General features: G+C 58.9%; 19 protein-coding genes. 6 read left to right on the forward strand and 13 right to left on the reverse strand.

Translation table 11 applies throughout. The features are described 5' to 3' along the window. The first annotated feature begins 122 nt into the window (after positions 1 to 122). Positions 123 to 548, forward strand: a complete 426-nt coding sequence (locus FFH21_RS26960; protein ID WP_002555810.1) for a secondary thiamine-phosphate synthase enzyme YjbQ — start codon at positions 123 to 125, stop codon at positions 546 to 548. Between the two features lie 98 nt (positions 549 to 646). Then, positions 647 to 976, forward strand: a complete 330-nt coding sequence (sutA, locus tag FFH21_RS26965) for a transcriptional regulator SutA (RefSeq protein WP_002555811.1) — start codon at positions 647 to 649, stop codon at positions 974 to 976. A 74-nt stretch (positions 977 to 1,050) separates the two neighbouring features. Here sutA and FFH21_RS26970 read toward each other — a convergent pair whose 3' ends face one another. The 6 genes from FFH21_RS26970 to FFH21_RS26995 are packed head-to-tail and all read right to left on the reverse strand — an operon-like array spanning position 1,051 to position 5,624. Beyond that, positions 1,051 to 1,743 (reverse strand): HAD family hydrolase, encoded by a 693-nt coding sequence (locus FFH21_RS26970; protein ID WP_004659608.1) that lies wholly within the window; start codon positions 1,741 to 1,743, stop codon positions 1,051 to 1,053. Next, positions 1,736 to 2,635, reverse strand: a complete 900-nt coding sequence (xerC, locus tag FFH21_RS26975; protein WP_011169849.1) for a tyrosine recombinase XerC — start codon at positions 2,633 to 2,635, stop codon at positions 1,736 to 1,738. The genes FFH21_RS26970 and xerC overlap by 8 nt, the downstream gene beginning before the upstream one ends. A 2-nt stretch (positions 2,636 to 2,637) precedes the next feature. Then, positions 2,638 to 3,372: a DUF484 family protein gene (locus FFH21_RS26980; RefSeq protein ID WP_002555814.1), complete on the reverse strand. Its 735-nt coding sequence runs from the start codon at positions 3,370 to 3,372 to the stop codon at positions 2,638 to 2,640. A 13-nt stretch (positions 3,373 to 3,385) separates the two neighbouring features. Continuing rightward, on the reverse strand, positions 3,386 to 4,216 hold the full coding sequence (gene dapF / locus FFH21_RS26985) for a diaminopimelate epimerase (RefSeq protein ID WP_004659606.1): 831 nt from the start codon (positions 4,214 to 4,216) through the stop codon (positions 3,386 to 3,388). A 4-nt stretch (positions 4,217 to 4,220) separates the two neighbouring features. Next, entirely contained in the window at positions 4,221 to 5,468 is a 1,248-nt protein-coding gene (lysA, locus tag FFH21_RS26990) for a diaminopimelate decarboxylase (protein WP_004659605.1), read from the reverse strand. Positions 5,469 to 5,477: 9 nt separating this feature from the next. Continuing rightward, entirely contained in the window at positions 5,478 to 5,624 is a 147-nt protein-coding gene (locus FFH21_RS26995; RefSeq protein ID WP_004659604.1) for a lipoprotein, read from the reverse strand. A 238-nt stretch (positions 5,625 to 5,862) separates the two neighbouring features. Here FFH21_RS26995 and cyaY point away from each other — a divergent pair, with 238 nt between their 5' ends. From cyaY to rnk, 3 genes are all read left to right on the forward strand, one after another. Continuing rightward, positions 5,863 to 6,195 (forward strand): iron donor protein CyaY, encoded by a 333-nt coding sequence (cyaY, locus tag FFH21_RS27000; RefSeq protein ID WP_004659603.1) that lies wholly within the window; start codon positions 5,863 to 5,865, stop codon positions 6,193 to 6,195. Positions 6,196 to 6,197: 2 nt separating this feature from the next. Then, positions 6,198 to 6,428 carry a DUF1289 domain-containing protein gene (locus FFH21_RS27005; protein ID WP_004659602.1) on the forward strand — a complete coding sequence of 77 codons (231 nt, stop codon included), beginning with the start codon at positions 6,198 to 6,200 and terminating at the stop codon, positions 6,426 to 6,428. A gap of 137 nt (positions 6,429 to 6,565) precedes the next feature. After that, entirely contained in the window at positions 6,566 to 6,973 is a 408-nt protein-coding gene (rnk, locus tag FFH21_RS27010; protein WP_011169851.1) for a nucleoside diphosphate kinase regulator, read from the forward strand. 169 nt (positions 6,974 to 7,142) lie between these two features. On the opposite strand, the gene FFH21_RS27020 is transcribed toward rnk, so the two are convergent. The 7 genes from FFH21_RS27020 to FFH21_RS27050 all read right to left on the reverse strand — a co-directional run bounded on the left by FFH21_RS27020 (position 7,143) and on the right by FFH21_RS27050 (position 14,971). Further along, complete coding sequence (locus FFH21_RS27020; protein ID WP_011169852.1) at positions 7,143 to 9,989, reverse strand: class I adenylate cyclase; 2,847 nt, start codon at positions 9,987 to 9,989, stop codon at positions 7,143 to 7,145. A 183-nt stretch (positions 9,990 to 10,172) separates the two neighbouring features. Then, positions 10,173 to 10,421: a TIGR02647 family protein gene (locus tag FFH21_RS27025; protein WP_002555822.1), complete on the reverse strand. Its 249-nt coding sequence runs from the start codon at positions 10,419 to 10,421 to the stop codon at positions 10,173 to 10,175. 217 nt (positions 10,422 to 10,638) lie between these two features. Continuing rightward, a complete protein-coding gene (locus tag FFH21_RS27030) occupies positions 10,639 to 10,914 on the reverse strand; it encodes a hypothetical protein (RefSeq protein WP_004659597.1) in 276 nt (91 codons plus the stop codon). A 91-nt stretch (positions 10,915 to 11,005) separates the two neighbouring features. Next, positions 11,006 to 12,337 carry a glutamate/aspartate:proton symporter GltP gene (gltP, locus tag FFH21_RS27035; RefSeq protein ID WP_002555824.1) on the reverse strand — a complete coding sequence of 444 codons (1,332 nt, stop codon included), beginning with the start codon at positions 12,335 to 12,337 and terminating at the stop codon, positions 11,006 to 11,008. A gap of 456 nt (positions 12,338 to 12,793) precedes the next feature. After that, positions 12,794 to 13,699 (reverse strand): 30S ribosomal protein S6--L-glutamate ligase, encoded by a 906-nt coding sequence (gene rimK / locus FFH21_RS27040; protein ID WP_003318100.1) that lies wholly within the window; start codon positions 13,697 to 13,699, stop codon positions 12,794 to 12,796. Beyond that, the gene (locus FFH21_RS27045) at positions 13,696 to 14,139 is read right to left on the reverse strand and encodes an ATP-dependent zinc protease (RefSeq protein WP_170947379.1); all 444 of its coding nucleotides are present in this window, start codon (positions 14,137 to 14,139) and stop codon (positions 13,696 to 13,698) included. Before FFH21_RS27045 ends, rimK begins: the two co-directional genes overlap by 4 nt. Positions 14,140 to 14,188: 49 nt before the next feature. Next, the gene (locus tag FFH21_RS27050; RefSeq protein ID WP_011169854.1) at positions 14,189 to 14,971 is read right to left on the reverse strand and encodes an EAL domain-containing protein; all 783 of its coding nucleotides are present in this window, start codon (positions 14,969 to 14,971) and stop codon (positions 14,189 to 14,191) included. Positions 14,972 to 15,141: 170 nt separating this feature from the next. Between FFH21_RS27050 and FFH21_RS27055 the strand changes: the two genes are divergently transcribed. Next, a complete protein-coding gene (locus FFH21_RS27055) occupies positions 15,142 to 15,549 on the forward strand; it encodes an RNA-binding S4 domain-containing protein (protein ID WP_011169855.1) in 408 nt (135 codons plus the stop codon). The last annotated feature ends 165 nt before the right edge of the window (positions 15,550 to 15,714 follow it).

Below are 15,714 nucleotides of genomic sequence, written 5' to 3' on the forward strand. Positions count from 1 at the left end.
TGACGCAGCGCAGGTAACGATGTATCGACAGTCTTCGTCAACTTGCAGGGAAGCCGGTTTATTGCGCGCTTTGCTTTTTTCTCAGTCGAGTTAGAATGCGCGCCGAAGGTGCGGAGAACGGTATGTGGCATCAATCCAGAATTGCCTTGCGGGCCAGGCCCCGCGGGTTCCATCTGGTGACTGACGAAATAGTCGCGGGTTTGCCCCCGTTGCGCGATTGTCGTGTCGGGCTACTGCATGTATGGCTGCAACATACCTCGGCTTCGTTGACCATCAACGAAAATGCTGATCCGGCGGTACGTCGTGACTTTGAGCGTTTTTTCAACCGTCTGGTGCCCCAGGGCGTGGACGGCTACGAACATGACGACGAAGGCCCTGATGACTTGCCAGCGCATTTCAAGGCCAGTCTGCTGGGCTGCCAGTTGGTTCTGCCGGTGACGGCAGGGCGACTGGCGCTGGGCACCTGGCAAGGTATTTACCTGGGCGAACATCGAGACGCTGGTGGGTCTCGTAACGTCCTCGCCACCCTTCAGGGTGAGTGGATATAACCGCTGGAGTCAGCGGTTATGGAATTTTTCCGATCGCCTTAGCATTTCCGGGCGGTTGGGCTATAACTAATCAGCTTTCGCAAGTCATGAGGTAGAACATGAGCGACGACGACGATACTAACGACGATCTGGTAGACGACCTGGAAGGCGAAGACGGTGAGGAGCTTGCAGCAGCCTCCCCGGAAGACGACGCAGCCGAGCCAGACGATTCCGACGTTCCGGCAGCACCCGCAAAAGGCAAGGCCAAGGCCGCTGTCTCGGTCGATGAACTGCCTAGCGTAGAAGCCAAGAACAAAGAGCGCGATGCTCTGGCGCGTGCCATGGAAGAGTTCCTGGCGCGTGGTGGCAAGGTGCAGGAAGTGGAGGCCAACGTGGTCGCCGATCCGCCCAAGAAGCCTGACAACAAATACGGTAGCCGCCCGATTTAAGGCTGCAGACGCTGTATGAGAAAAAGCCCGCCGTCGCTGCGGGCTTTTTCTATTGAGCGAACATCAGACCGTTTTCAGGCCCAGCGTGCCAGGACTTCCGGCAGCTGCGACAGGTTGTGGATCTCGGCATCCGGCAGCCGGTCTGCGTCCCAGGCCTTGCCTTGCGGGTTGTACCAGATGGCGCGCATGCCCGCCTGTTGGGCACCTGCGATATCGTCCTTCGGGTGATCGCCTACGTGCACGGCTGCGCTGGCATCGACTTTTGCGCGCCGTAACGCTTCCACAAACGGTGCGGGGTCGGGCTTACCGATACCCAGGTCCTCGGCGCACAGCGCGAAGGCAAAATAGTCAGCCAGCCCCAAACGACGCACATCGGCATTGCCATTGGTAATCACGCCCAGCGTGAAGGTCTTGGCGAGAATTTCCAGCATGGGTTGCACCTCAGGGAAAATCTGCACCTGATGGCGGCCATGCAGGAAGACTTCAAAGCCGCGGTCGGCAAGGTCCTGCGCCTCGTCCGGGTCGTAGCCGGCATCTTCGAGCGCATGGAACAGCACGCGGCGTCGCAAGGCGCTGATGCGGTGCTTGAAGGACGGGTCTTCAGCCACAAGGCGCGAGCGAATTTCCCACAGGTGCTCGACAGGAATCGCCCCCAGCTTTGGCGCGTGTTCGGCCAGCCAGTCACGCAGTGTGACTTCGGCACCGGCAATGGCAGGGGCGGTGTCCCAGAGCGTGTCGTCAAGATCAAACGTCACCAGCTTAATCATCTGCAGCTCCTTTACGTTTGGCTCGGGGATGGGCGCTGTCATAAACAGTAGCCAAATGCTGGAAGTCCAGGTGCGTATATATCTGCGTGGTCTTGATGTCCGCATGACCCAGCAGCTCCTGCACGGCGCGCAAGTCCTGTGACGACTCCAGCAGGTGGCTGGCGAACGAGTGACGCAGCATGTGCGGATGCAGGTTCTGCCCTAACTCCCTCTCACCAGCCGCCTTGAGCCGCACTTGAATCGTGCGCGGGCCGAGGCGCTTGCCTTGCTGGCTGACGAATACGGCGTCGTCCTGCGGATTGGTCAGGGCACGCAACGGCAACCATATTTCCAATGCCTGGCGCGCCTTGCTGCCGACCGGCAGTACGCGGGTCTTGCTGCCTTTGCCCAAGACCTGCACCAGCCCGTCGCGCAGGTCCAGCTGGTCCAGGTTCAGACCAGTCAGTTCGGACAGTCGCAACCCTGATGAGTAAAGCAGCTCCAGAATGGCCTGATCGCGATGAGCCAGAAAATCATCTTCGACGCCGCCATCCAGCAATTGCGCGGTGCGGTCGGTGTCCAGCGTCTTGGGCAGACGCCGTTCACCCTTGGGCGGTGACAGGCCGTTTGCCGGGTCGTGCTGGCAGATGCCTTCGCGATTGAGGTACTTGTAGAAACCGCGCACCGCCGACAGCATGCGCGCCAGACTGCGTGAAGACTGGCCCTGCTGGTGCTGGCGGGCGGTAAAGCTGCGCAGGTGCTGGATATCCAGATCATTCCAGCTCGACCGTTGCGCCTTCTGGCAATATGCCAGAACCTTGCTCAGATCGCGCCGGTAGGCTTCAAGCGTATGAGGCGACACCTGACGCTCACTGCGCAGGTGCATGCAGTAGGCGTCCAGATGCTGTTCCATAGCTAGCGAACCGAGCGTAAAGAGTGAGCGAAACGCGGCAGCAGGCGGCTCAGGACATCGGCGATGTAACTGAGGAACAGAGTACCGACCGAGCTTTTGTAATGCTGCGGATCACGACTGCCGATGGCCAGCACACCATGCAGGCCCAGGTGATTGAGGCTGGCGATGGCGGTAGAGCCCACTTCCTTGCCTTGCTCTGCGCCAAACAGGAACGCCAGTTCATGCTCACGCAACGCGCCGCAGATGATCTTCTCGCCAATCAGGCCGCCGATTGCTTTCTGTGCTTCGGCGCTGCTGACCCATCGCCCCACTTGCATCGGGCTGTCACTGAACAGGATCAGGCTGACGAAGGGCACCTGAAAATCCTGACGCAGGCTGTCTTCGACAGCGATGACCAGCTCGTCCAGGCTGGTGGCATCCATCAAGGCGAGGTTCAGGCGTCGGGTCTTTTCGAACAGGCGGTCGTTGTCCCGAGCGACGTCCATCAGCTGCGACAGGCGATGACGCATTTCGATGTTGCGCTCGCGCAGCAGCTTTAGCTGACGCTCGACCAGCGAAACGGTATTGCCACGCTGGTGCGGGATGCGCATCGACACCAGCAGCTCGTCGTGCTCGGCGAAGAAGTCCGGGTGCTCGAGCAGGAAGGCGATGACCGCCTCTGCTTCAAGGTCTGGCGCTGCGCTATCGACAGGCGATTCGCAGGGGGTGCCTGTTGAAGCGGGAGGTTGATCGGTCATGGCAGTTACTCACTCAAAGACGAACTTGGCCTTCATAAACCCTGACGGCGGGGCCGGTCATCATGACAGAATGTCCCGGGCCAGCCCATTCGATGGACAGGCGACCTCCGGGCAGGTCGATCAGCAGCGGCGAATCCATCCAGCCCTGGCTGATGGCAGCAACCGCCGCCGCACAGGCGCCGGTGCCACAGGCCTGGGTTTCCCCGGCACCACGCTCCCAGACACGCAACTGCGCACGCTGACGATCCACCACGTGGAGAAAGCCCACATTGACCCGTGCCGGAAAGCGCGGGTGATGCTCGATCTTTGGCCCCAGCTCGTGGACCGGCGCGTTATTGATGTCATCGACACGCAGTACGGCATGCGGGTTGCCCATGGACACAGCAGCCAGTTCGATATTCTGCCCGTCTACCTCGACGTTGTAACGGGTGGCCTGCTCTGCGGCCTCGAAAGGTATTTCTTCCGGGACAAACCTGGGTGGCCCCATATCGACGCTGATCTGCCCGTCGCTGCGGATATCCAGCTCAATGATGCCGCTCTTGGTCTCGACGCGTATCTGCTTCTTGGCCGTCAGGCGCTTGTCGAGTACGAAACGGGCAAAGCAGCGCGCGCCGTTGCCGCACTGTTCGACTTCGGAACCATCGGAGTTGAAGATTCGGTAGCGAAAGTCCACATCCGGATTGTTCGGCGCCTCGACCAGCAAAAGCTGATCGAAACCGATACCGGTGTGGCGGTCGCCCCATTGTTTGGCATGCTTGGGCAAGATGTGCGCGTGCTGACTCACAAGGTCCAGGACCATGAAGTCGTTACCCAGCCCGTGCATCTTGGTAAAACGCAGCAGCATGGGATTACTCCGGCAGCAGGCTTTCGCCAGCGAACAGCTCGGCCACGGTTTCGCGACGACGCACTTCAAAAGCCTGGGAACCGTCGACCAGTACCTCAGCAGCACGGCCACGGGTGTTGTAGTTCGAACTCATGACGAAGCCATAGGCACCGGCCGAATGGACCGCCAACAGATCGCCTTCGGCCAGCGCCAGCTCGCGCCCTTTGGCGAGGAAGTCGCCGGTCTCGCAGATCGGCCCGACGATGTCGTACGCACGAGGTTCGCCGTCGCGCGGGCGTACCGCGGTGACGTCCATCCACGCCTGATAAAGCGCTGGGCGGATCAGATCGTTCATCGCCGCATCGACGATGGCGAAATCCTTGTGCTCGGTGTGCTTGAGGTATTCGACGCGGGTCAGCAGCGCGCCTGCGTTGGCCACGATGAAGCGCCCCGGCTCGAACAACAGCCCCAGATCACGACCAGCCAGTCGCTCACGCACGGCTTTGATGTAGTCGGCCGCCAGCGGAGGCTCTTCGTCGCGATAACGCACACCAAGACCGCCACCCAGATCGATATGGTGCAGGTGAATGCCGCAATCGCCCAGGCGATCAACCAGGTCCAGCAGGCGATCCAGCGCATCAATGAACGGCTCGAGCGTGGTCAGTTGCGAGCCAATATGGCAGTCGACCCCGATCACCTCCAGGTTTGGCAGTTGCGAGGCGCGAATGTAAACGTCTTCGGCATCTGCAATGGCGATGCCGAATTTGTTTTCTTTAAGGCCGGTGGAGATGTAAGGGTGAGTGCCTGCATCCACATCCGGGTTGACCCGCAGCGATATCGGCGCACGAACGTCGAGCTCGGCAGCCACTTCCTGCAGGCGCTCAAGCTCGTCGGTGGATTCGACATTGAAGCAGTGCACACCAACTTCAAGAGCGCGACGCATGTCTTCACGGGTCTTGCCGACGCCGGAAAACACGATCTTCTCGGCTTTGCCGCCTGCGGCCAGCACACGCTCCAGTTCGCCGCGCGAAACAATGTCGAAACCGGCGCCAAGACGCGCCAGGACATTTAACACGCCCAGATTGGAGTTGGCTTTTACGGCGAAGCAGACCATATGCGGCATGCCGCTCAGCGCATCGGCGTAGGCACGGTATTGCGCCTCTATATGAGCGCGCGAGTAGACATAGGTCGGCGTGCCGAAGCGCTCGGCAATGGCAGACAATGCTACCCCTTCCGCGAACAGCTCACCGTCGCGGTAGTTGAAGGCGTCCATTGAATTCCCTTAAAGGCGCTTGTGCGATTGCGATTTGGCTTGTTCATCCGGAGTTTTGGTGTCATCCGGCAGATACAGCGGGCCTTTCTGGCCGCAGGCCGTAACAAGACAAGCGACCGCGACAAGCGCAGCAAGCGAAGAGATCAGGCGCTTCATGGCGAAATCCTTTGTAAAAGCATTAATTGCGCCAGAGTATACCGACCACCCGGCAGCTTGCCTATGCGAGCGGCGTCCCGTCTGGCGTGCCTTTGACGTGAAAGCCGCAGCAGAGCGGTGGTTGATCGGGATTAAAGTGCTCGTGCATCGTCAATGATGAGTAAGCTTTGCATTTGCCTGGCTGCGTCCGTATCTTGCCCCTCTGCGCTATTTGCAGACACTTATCGAGGTTCCCGCAATGAGTTTGACCGAAGCCCGTTTTCACGACCTCGTCGATGCGACGCAGCAGGTGCTGGAAGATGTTTTCGACGAGAGCGACCTGGATGTCGACCTGGAAAACTCGGCCGGCGTCCTCACCGTCAAGTTCGAAAACGGCTCGCAACTGATCTTCAGTCGTCAGGAGCCGCTTCGTCAGCTGTGGCTGGCAGCCCGCTCCGGCGGTTTCCATTTCGATTATGACGAAGAGAACAGCCGTTGGGCCTGCGACACCAGTGATGAGCTGCTCAGCGAAATGCTTGCGCGCATCACCCTTGAGCAAGCCGGTGTCGAACTGGATTTCGACGAGATCTGATCGTGAGCCAGTCCCCCGTTCGACCGCCCAAACCGCTTTTCAGCAACGTCAGCCCGGCTGTACCGTCGCCCTGTATCAGCCTGTGCCGGCTCGATGAGCAGAAGGTTTGCCTCGGGTGCTTCCGTCATGTCGAAGACATCCGCGAATGGCGCTCGGCCGATGACCATCGTCGTCGACAGATTCGCCATGAAGCGGAACAGCGTCGAGCCAGCGCGGGCCAGACCGCAGGCTGATGCCGCGTCGGGTTGTGTATTTACTGCGCTGTGTTAGTGTCGGAACCTGCTTCTCCAGATTGAGAGGCCCGTAGAACCCCGCCCACCCCGGCGGGGTTTTGTTTTATTCATGGAGAATAAAGGAGTCTGCCCAGACCATGACCACAGCACCTTCGATCATCCTCACCCGCCTCGATGTACAGCGTCTTGAGAGTTTCATCGACAGCCAGGACGAAAACACGCCGGGCATCCAGGCGTTGCAGGCCGAACTGGACCGCGCCGACCAGGTAGTGGGCCACGATGAAGTGCCTGCGGGCGTTGTGACCATGAATTCGCGTGTGCATTGCCGTGAAGAAGTCAGCGGCAAGGATTACCACCTCAAGCTGGTTTATCCACAGGATGCAGGCGCAGACGGCACCGTCTCGGTTCTGGCACCAATGGGCTCGGCGTTGCTGGGTCTGCACGTCGGCCAGCACATCGACTGGCCAGCACCGGGCGGCAAGACCCTCAAGCTGACCTTGCTGGCGGTGGAATATCAGCCGGAAGCAGCGGGCGAGTACGAGTAATCGAAGGCGCTGCATCCGTAAAGCGCCTCCGCATTCAAGAGCGGACGCAGAGCGTCCAGAACGGCATTCCCACGCTGGAGCGTGCGGAACGATAGGCGCACCAGAGAACACCTATCGTGCCAATGCTCGGCGTTGGAACGTTAGGCGCGCGGGGCAGGACAAGCGTACGTCAGGCCTGGTCCATCGCCTCGTTCAACAGCTTTTCCAGCTCTGCCTTGTGATGCAGGAAGAGGATGCTTTGTCCATGCCGGTCATCCAGCAGCCCGGACAGGTCCAGATCGGTGATGTAACAGCGATAGCGCTGGGGTTCCAGGCGTTTGCCGAGAATTTGCCGGGCAACGGCGGCATACAGCTGATCGCCATATTCCAGCTCGGAAAACTCGCAGTTATCGCAGTACAGCGTGGCGCTCAGCTGTCCGGGCGAGGTTTCTTCGATGATTGCCTGCACGTCATAAAACGCCTTGTCCGCCGCAGTCGGTGCCAACCGATGTTCGACACGCCGGGCAAGCCCGGGGCCAGAAGGCAGCACTTGGTAATAAAGGGTTTCCAGCGAAACCGGCTCGGACGGGTCGTCCAGCGGCAATGACGCGCCTCGGCGATAAACCAGCGAGTGAAGAAAACGCTGCAGTGGCGTCAGCAGGCTTTGTTCGTCGTGATACGGCAGGCGCTGGTGCCAGAGCGAATTGTGTTCGTCCAGCACGTACACGTCGGCATCCGGCTCGTTGATTCGGTAGAACACCTGAATACATTCAGGCTGGCCAAGTGGCAGGATCAGGGCCAGATCGTGGCCGTCGAGTGCCTGAGGGTCCAGATGCAAAGGGCTGTACAACGGCAGCTCTTCACCCAGGTACTTGAACAGGCCTGGCAGGCTGTTGACCACTACATGACCGACCTGTCCGGGTTTGATCTCCAGCACATGATACTGCTGCTGCACCTGAATCAGATAACGGTGGTTCAACTGCCTGGCGAGTAATAACCGGGCCGTGCTGATCAACTCTTCAACCCGCTGGGCGATGGCAGGCGCCCGGTTATGACAGAAGCAGCGCACCCGAATCTGCGGCTGTTTACCGCTCTGCGGCAGGCTGCCGAGCAGTTCGCTCATGCAGTCGAGCAGGGCATGCGGGCCGTCATAGCGGCTGACCAGCGTTTCGTTCCAGGTATTGAGGGTGATCTGGTCCAGCGTCAGCACCAGATTCTCCCGGACACCCGCGTAACTGAGCGAGTCGGTGCGCTCGGTGGTCATCAGAATATTAAGGTCGCGGTGATGCCTGAGCGGGTCGACACCGACATTGACCAGCAACAGTATCTCGCTGGGTGTACTGGGCATGAGCAGCTCGTCGTCGCTGACCTCGGGCAGCGGCAGTTCAATACTCTGCTGCAAGGCACCGAGCAGGTTGAACAACTCGAACTCGCTCAAGTCACTGGTGCCCGGATGCAGCGCCACGCGGGTCGTGGTGTCGATCACGTTGTTGCGGTGGCACCAGGTCAGCAGCTCGAGCAATTCCCGGCTGCGCTTGATTGGCGAAAAGTTCGGCCACTCGTGAATACCCAGGTTGCCGTTGTACAGGGCCCACTGATGCTTGCCTGGCTCGCGTTTATCAGGGGAATGCACCAGCGTCAGCGTATCTTCTGCAAGGTCCGGAGCGATGCCCGGATTGATGAACTCGACCTTGCCCGCCTTGCGCTCGAAAGCGGCATACAGGCGCCGACCGAGTATGGTCAGGTCACGAGCATTGAGCGCGTCGGCGGTGCTTTGCGTTCTGGCGAACCGGGTCTGAAAGCGATAGCTGTAATTGAGCTCGTTAACCAGTGCACGACGCTCGCTGGCCACCTGGCGCACTTTCCACTGGCTGCGGCTGTCGAGCAGCGCCAGTTGTCGTTCATCCCAGCCCCACTCAAAGGTCAGGCGCTCCAGCAGCAGGCGTTGCCAACCGGTATTGCGCTGACGGCTCGAGCCGGTGAGCTTTTTGTTGACCTTCAGGTACAGGCTGCGCCGTACCAGTTCGAGGCGCTCTTGCTCGTTGCGTGCCTGCAGATGCTCTTCGATACGCCGGTACACAACCACGTACGGGTCCAGCTCATCCAGGTCCAGTTGGTTGGCAAACACCGCTTGCTTGAAACGCAGGCTCAGGCACTGCACGCGGGGATGTTCACTGGAGTAAACCTCGATCAGCAGCAGCTTGAGAACAGACTTGTAGGGCGACTCGATACCCTTGAACAACTGCCACAAGCCGGCACCGATAAACTCCGCCGCAGGAATGTGCGACATCGGCCCGAGGTCGAGCACTTCGCTGGCGCGAATGAAGCGTTTGCTCAGCAGGGTATGGGTGTAATCCTCATAGTTCTGCTCTTCATAGACTGGCACCAGCCACCACATCGGGGTGCGCCCTGCGAGCCAGATCGCCGTGCGATAAAACTCATCGAGCAACAGGTAATGCTGGGTAGTGCCGCAGTCGTCAGAGCTGAGCTGCGAGTCGCGGTCCCCGCGCTTGAAACGTTGCGGGTCAATCAGGAAAAAGTGCGCTTCTGCCCCCATAGTGGCGGCCCAGGCTTCAAGGGCCTGGCATTTCCTGCGCAGTTCGGCGATGGCCTCCGGCTCCAGTTCGCTGTCGTGGCAGACCCATACGTCCATGTCGCTTTGTTCAGCCTGGGCCAGCGTACCGAGGCTGCCCATCAGGAACAGGCCGTGAATCGGCTGAGGAGCGTTACCACGCCGGACCTTGTAAGAGAAGGAGCGTGTCAGGCGTTGCGCTTCGGCCAGCGCCAGCGTGTCCGGTTCGTACTGCGAGACGCCAGCAGGCGTGCCACCGGAAACGTAACCGGGCAGCAGAGGGTGGTTGACGTGAAAGAACAGCGGCAGCAGGGTCAGAACGCTTTGCTGGCGGGTCGACATGCCTTCGAGGGCACGCGCATATCGCCCGTCATTGAGCGACAGGAAACGGTTGCGCAACTGGCTGAGAACCTTGCGGTCGATGCCCTCATCCAGGTCGGGGCGAATTTCAGGATTACGCGTCATCGCAACTCAAGGCATCTGGCCTGTGCAGGCGTGGAATTACTGAGCAAAGATGGCGGAGAAGGTTTGCAGCCGAGAGAAAAGGATTCAGTCGGGTTGTTATTCTGACGCCAGAATCCTGTATCGACCGGCGTTCAGATAAGTGAAGGGCCTGCCACGCTTTTTTGTGCGCAGGCCCTGCGCCTGTCAGGCAGCTTGTTTGGAAACGTTGAGGATGGTCAACAGTGATTGGGCATGTTGAGCGGCCTCAAGCCCGAGGCTGGTCAGATAACCGCCATCGACCTGGGTCGTCAGTCCTTTATCGAAGAGTCTTTTTGCTGCTGCAACGGCAGTGGGTGCCGCTACATGGTGGACTTTCAGGCCTTCCTGGGTGTTTCCCAGATTGAACAGTGCAAGGATTTCCAGTTCGGCAACCAACTCAGGGGTATACGACATAGGTACTCCAGACTTTTTGTAGTAGTACGACCTCGCCGGCTGGCGGGTGTGCTCTGGAATCGACGTGTCCAATCTGCGCTCGTCGGTTCTGGATGACCGTTGAAGCCGGTTTGGCGTGGCAGCCCCGGAGGATCATGCGGCAGCGGGGCATTTGCAGTGTAGTCAGCGTCTGGAGTGTTTGCAGCATATATCTTGCTGGCACGACCTGACCGCAAGGTTACTTTTCCGGGGGCAGATCGGGCAGGGCCCGCAGCGCTGCTTCGTACCATTGCGTATCGAACGGACGGTCCTGCTCCAGCAAGGCGTCGATTTCGATGGCCAGGACGTGCGCCATCATTTCGAGAATGTCTTCACGCTCGTAGTTAACCAGGGTAAGCATGTTGAAAACAGCCTTGGCCGCTGGCGGGTTACCGGATTCGATCTGGTTCTCGATGGCTTCGATCAGGGTCGAGGCGGCAAATTCTTCTTCGTCATTGTCGAGTGCGTCGTTCATGTTCATTCCTCTGGTAAGGCAGGCAGTCTAACCGGCGACCTGAAAACAACAAACCCCGGAGGTCCGGGGTTTGTCAGCACATTGACGAAGATCAGTCAGCCGTCGGCTGGCCCATCGGTACAGGTTCCTTGCTGCGCCAGTGCGGCAGGGAGTTCCAGTAGCGCTCGCCCTTTTCATCGTCGTACATGCCTTCCCAGCGCGAGATGACCAGTACGGCCAGCGCGTTGCCGATCACATTCAGGGCCGTACGCGCCATGTCCATGATCCGGTCGACACCGGCAATAAACGCCAGGCCTTCCAGCGGGATACCGGCGCTGCCCAACGTTGCCAGCAGTACCACGAAGGAAACACCCGGCACACCCGCGATACCTTTGGACGTGACCATCAGGGTCAGAACCAGCATCAGCTGCGCGCCAATCGACAGGTCAATGCCATACAGCTGGGCAATGAAGATCGCCGCAATGCTCTGATAAAGCGTAGAACCATCGAGGTTGAACGAATAACCCGTCGGCACCACGAAGCTGCAGATCGCTTTTGGCGCGCCGTAGGCTTCCATTTTCTGGATCACGCGTGGCAGTACGGTTTCGGAGCTGGCGGTGGAGTAGGACAGAATCAGCTCGTCCTTGAAGATGCGCATCAGCCTGATCACCGAGAAGCCGAATGCCCGAGCGATCAGCCCCAGCACCACGAAGGCAAAGAAGGCGATGGCCACGTACACCAGAATCACCAGCTTGGCGAGCGGCAACAGGGAGGCGAAACCGAAGTTGGCGACGGTCACCGCAATCAGCGCGAACACGCCGATCGGCGCGTAGTTCATGATCATGTGCGTGACCTTGAACATGGTTTCCGAGACGCCCTGAAACAGCTTCACCAGAGGCTCACGGACCTCTGCCTGCAGGCTGGAAAGCCCGAGACCGAACAGCACTGAAAAGAAGATGATCGGCAGCATCTCGCCACGCGCCATGGCAGCAAAGATGTTGGACGGGATCAGGTTGAGAATGGTCGCGATAAACGCGTGATCATGCTGAACTTCGGCCGTTGTCTGCTGGTATTTGGAGATATCCACCGTACCCAGCGTGCTCATGTCGATACCCGTGCCCGGATGGAACACATTGGCCAGCACCAGGCCCACCAGAATGGCGATGGTGGTCACGACTTCGAAATAGAGGATGGTCTTCAGACCGATGCGCCCCAGTTTCTTGGCGTCGCCTACGCCCGCGATGCCTACAATCAGCGATGCGACAACGATAGGGATAACGATCATCTTGATCAGACGAATGAAGATATCGCCCGCAGGCTGCAGGAGATTGGTGATCCACCAGGCCTTCTCGGCGCTGAAATGGTTGAGCAGCGCACCCACCGCGATACCCAGTACCAGTCCGATAAGAATCTGCCAGGCCAGACTCAGCTTTGCCTTCTTCATATTATTACCCTTGTTCAAAGTGGCTTGGGCAAGTCCAAGACCGATGCGCCGAGCGTGCTTTTCAAAGCAGTTTCAGGGCAGGGGATCCCTTTGGAAATGTCCCGAGAAGGTCACCGCAGACGAGCATCCCGGCTCTGTAGCAGGCGAAAAAAGTCGCAACTATTCCCATGGCACGCGCATACGTCTAATGCCGTAAACGACTACCTCATGCTCAATCGGCATACAAATAAGCAGAAATGTGTTGATTTATGTCGCGAGGCGAGAGGGCGATTCGGCGCGAAGGTGGCTAAAACGTCGTCTTCGGCCTGATGGAGAGAAGCGGGTCTGCAGAAAGAACATAGCGCTGCTGAATCGATTACTCGGCGCATTTAACAGATGTACGGTAGTGAAGTGCTCAGGCCAGCTTATCCGCAGACAAGCTCATGGCCTGAGCGATTGAGTCGAGTCGCCGCCCTGTCAGCCTTTTCCTTTGGTGCGGGTCATGTGCGGGCCGCTGTTTTTCTCCAGATACTCGATAATCATCCCGGCCACATCCTTGCTGGTGGTGACTTCAATGCCTTCCAGGCCAGGTGACGAGTTGACCTCCATCACCAGCGGGCCGTGATTGGAGCGCAGAATATCCACACCCGCCACACTCAAGCCCATGACCTTGGCTGCACGCAATGCAGTCATGCGTTCTTCCGGGGTGATCTTGATCAGGCTGGCACTGCCGCCACGGTGCAGGTTGGAACGAAACTCGCCCGGTTTGGCCTGACGCTTCATCGAGGCGATGACCTTGTCACCGACAACGAAGCAGCGAATATCGGCACCGCCCGCTTCCTTGATGTACTCCTGCACCATGATGTCCTGCTTGAGACCCATGAAGGCTTCGATCACCGATTCGGCCGCCGTGGCCGTTTCGCACAGCACCACGCCGATGCCCTGAGTGCCTTCCAGCACCTTGATGACCAGCGGCGCGCCGTTGACCATCTGGATCAGGTCGGGAATATCGTCAGGCGAGTGGGCAAAGCCTGTCACCGGCAAGCCGATGCCCCGACGTGACAGCAGTTGCAGCGAGCGCAACTTGTCGCGCGAGCGGGCAATGGCGACCGACTCATTGAGCGGAAACACGCCCATCATTTCAAACTGACGCAACACCGCACAGCCATAGAAAGTCACCGAAGCACCGATGCGCGGAATCACCGCATCGAAGCCCTCCAGAGGTTTGCCGCGATAGTGGATCTGCGGCTTGTGGCTAGCGATGTTCATATAGGCGCGCAGGGTGTCGATCACCACCATCTCATGGCCACGCTCGATGCCAGCTTCGACCAGACGACGGGTGGAATACAGACGCGGATTACGCGAAAGCACAGCGATCTTCATGCAACACCTGAGGAAGTAGAGGCCGGGAACACCGGCTTGTCTTGTACGTAAGTTATGCCCGGATTGACCACCAGTTGGCCGTCGATCAGCGCTTTGGAACCCAGCAGCAGTCGATAACGCATCGACTTGCGGCAAGCCAGTGTGAATTCCACTGGCCAGATACGATCACCCAGGGCCAGCGTGGTGCGAATGACGTAACGCACCTGCGCGTGGCCATTGGAGCTTTTAATGGTTTTCATGGCGACCAGTTGCGCCTCGCAGCGGCGATGCCGCAACTGAACCACAGTGCCCAGATGCGCGTTGAAGCGCACCCATTTCTGGCCATCGCGCTCAAAAGGTTCGATTTCGGTGGCATGCAGGCTTGACGTGCTCGCACCGGTATCGATTTTTGCCCGCAGGCCCGCCACCCCCAGGTCGGGAAGCGCTACCCACTCGCGCAGGCCGATGACTGTCAGATGGTCGAATGTTTTCAAAGCAATTCCGTATGTCTCAAGACTTCTGCCAGACGTCAGGTGCTATCTGCGCCAGGGCTTTGAATGCAGGTTTGGCGAACAGATAGCCCTGCATCAGGAAAATGCCGCAATCGGCGAGAAAGTCCCGCTCCTCAACCTGCTCTATACCTTCGGCGATGAGCTTAATCCCCAAGTCCGAACACATTGTGACAACACCCCGAACAATAGCCTGACGCGCGCGATCACGATGAATGTCGCGAATCAGGTTCATGTCGAGCTTTATCAGGTCTGGCTGAAAGTCCGCGAGCAGCGTCAGCCCGGAATACCCGGCACCGAAATCATCGATGGCGGTCATGAAGCCGAACTCGCGATACTCGCGCAGAATATTGCTCAAGTGCCCATTGTTATCCACATGCTCGCTTTCGATTGTTTCGAAAATCAAACGCTCGACAGGAAAGTCACGCTGCCTCGCGGCCTCCAGCGTGCTGCGGATACACAGCTCGGGACGATACACGGCGTTGGGCAAAAAGTTGATCGATAAACGCTCGTTCATGCCCAGTTTCGCGGCACCGGCGATGGCGGTGGTCCGACACGCCTGATCGAAGCGGTAGCGGTTCTGGTCGTTGACCTGACTCAGAACGGACATCGCACCTTCGCCATTGGGGCCACGAACCAGCGCCTCGTGAGCGAAAATCGACTGGTCGTGAAGGTTCACGATCGGTTGATACGCGTAGTCAAACGAGAAATCCAGTTCCGGACTGCCCGTGCATCCCGCGCACCCTTTTCTGGGGGCGGTCAACGAAGTTGGAAAATCTGTCACGTCGCGCTCCATGTAGGGGTCGGGCAATGAAAAGGGGAATAGCTGTTTTTGACAAGCAAGGATCGGTTACTTCATGTTCGTGTGGGTATGTACACATCAGGCGAGCGACGCAGTCGCGTTTCCTGATGAGCCCGATAACGTTCAGACTGCTGCACTGATGAGGAATTCAAATGGCGCAAAAGCCGGAAGAAGATGACAAGGTCCGTCTGGATAAATGGCTGTGGGCCGCACGTTTTTTCAAAACACGCGCATTGGCCAAAGCAGCTATCGAAAGCGGCAAGGTGCACTGTCGCGGCGAACGTTGCAAGCCCGGCAAGGAGCCTCGTCCAGGCGACGAGTTTCAGATTCGCATAGGCTTCGATGAGCGCACGATAGTGGTCGAGGCGTTGTCCACCGTTCGCCGGGGTGCGCCTGAGGCGCAGACGCTGTATAGCGAGACACCCGACAGCATCGCCAAAAGAGAAAGCGCGGCCGCTCAGCGCAAGGCTGGCAACCTGGGTGTAACTACCGACGGAAAGCCCACCAAGAAGCAACGCCGGGAGCTTTTTGGTTTCCGTGCCAGCCACAACAACGACTGAAAACAGCGCATGGCGGCTCCGGCGATCAGCCCGAACGGCCAACCCGCTTGGAAGCGCACCGGATAGCTCCTAAAATGCCGGTCAATCCGCATGGCCACGGCGCTTTCGAGTGCCGGACGGTGCTTGCTCAGCCGCGTGCCATCCAATGTCATTACTTCAGATACC

This window comes from Pseudomonas sp. KBS0707, from assembly GCF_005937945.2.
Taxonomy (GTDB): Bacteria; Pseudomonadota; Gammaproteobacteria; order Pseudomonadales; family Pseudomonadaceae; genus Aquipseudomonas; species Aquipseudomonas amygdali.

What these genes read in the sequence shown, in the direction of transcription:
- FFH21_RS26960 (WP_002555810.1), top strand. Translation starts at nt 123, where the DNA reads ATGTGGCATCAATCCAGAATTGCCTTGCGGGCCAGGCCCCGCGGGTTC.
- sutA (WP_002555811.1), top strand. Translation starts at nt 647, where the DNA reads ATGAGCGACGACGACGATACTAACGACGATCTGGTAGACGACCTGGAA.
- FFH21_RS26970 (WP_004659608.1), bottom strand. Translation starts at nt 1,743, where the DNA reads ATGATTAAGCTGGTGACGTTTGATCTTGACGACACGCTCTGGGACACC.
- xerC (WP_011169849.1), bottom strand. Translation starts at nt 2,635, where the DNA reads ATGGAACAGCATCTGGACGCCTACTGCATGCACCTGCGCAGTGAGCGT.
- FFH21_RS26980 (WP_002555814.1), bottom strand. Translation starts at nt 3,372, where the DNA reads ATGACCGATCAACCTCCCGCTTCAACAGGCACCCCCTGCGAATCGCCT.
- dapF (WP_004659606.1), bottom strand. Translation starts at nt 4,216, where the DNA reads ATGCTGCTGCGTTTTACCAAGATGCACGGGCTGGGTAACGACTTCATG.
- lysA (WP_004659605.1), bottom strand. Translation starts at nt 5,468, where the DNA reads ATGGACGCCTTCAACTACCGCGACGGTGAGCTGTTCGCGGAAGGGGTA.
- FFH21_RS26995 (WP_004659604.1), bottom strand. Translation starts at nt 5,624, where the DNA reads ATGAAGCGCCTGATCTCTTCGCTTGCTGCGCTTGTCGCGGTCGCTTGT.
- cyaY (WP_004659603.1), top strand. Translation starts at nt 5,863, where the DNA reads ATGAGTTTGACCGAAGCCCGTTTTCACGACCTCGTCGATGCGACGCAG.
- rnk (WP_011169851.1), top strand. Translation starts at nt 6,566, where the DNA reads ATGACCACAGCACCTTCGATCATCCTCACCCGCCTCGATGTACAGCGT.
- FFH21_RS27020 (WP_011169852.1), bottom strand. Translation starts at nt 9,989, where the DNA reads ATGACGCGTAATCCTGAAATTCGCCCCGACCTGGATGAGGGCATCGAC.
- FFH21_RS27025 (WP_002555822.1), bottom strand. Translation starts at nt 10,421, where the DNA reads ATGTCGTATACCCCTGAGTTGGTTGCCGAACTGGAAATCCTTGCACTG.
- FFH21_RS27030 (WP_004659597.1), bottom strand. Translation starts at nt 10,914, where the DNA reads ATGAACGACGCACTCGACAATGACGAAGAAGAATTTGCCGCCTCGACC.
- gltP (WP_002555824.1), bottom strand. Translation starts at nt 12,337, where the DNA reads ATGAAGAAGGCAAAGCTGAGTCTGGCCTGGCAGATTCTTATCGGACTG.
- rimK (WP_003318100.1), bottom strand. Translation starts at nt 13,699, where the DNA reads ATGAAGATCGCTGTGCTTTCGCGTAATCCGCGTCTGTATTCCACCCGT.
- FFH21_RS27055 (WP_011169855.1), top strand. Translation starts at nt 15,142, where the DNA reads ATGGCGCAAAAGCCGGAAGAAGATGACAAGGTCCGTCTGGATAAATGG.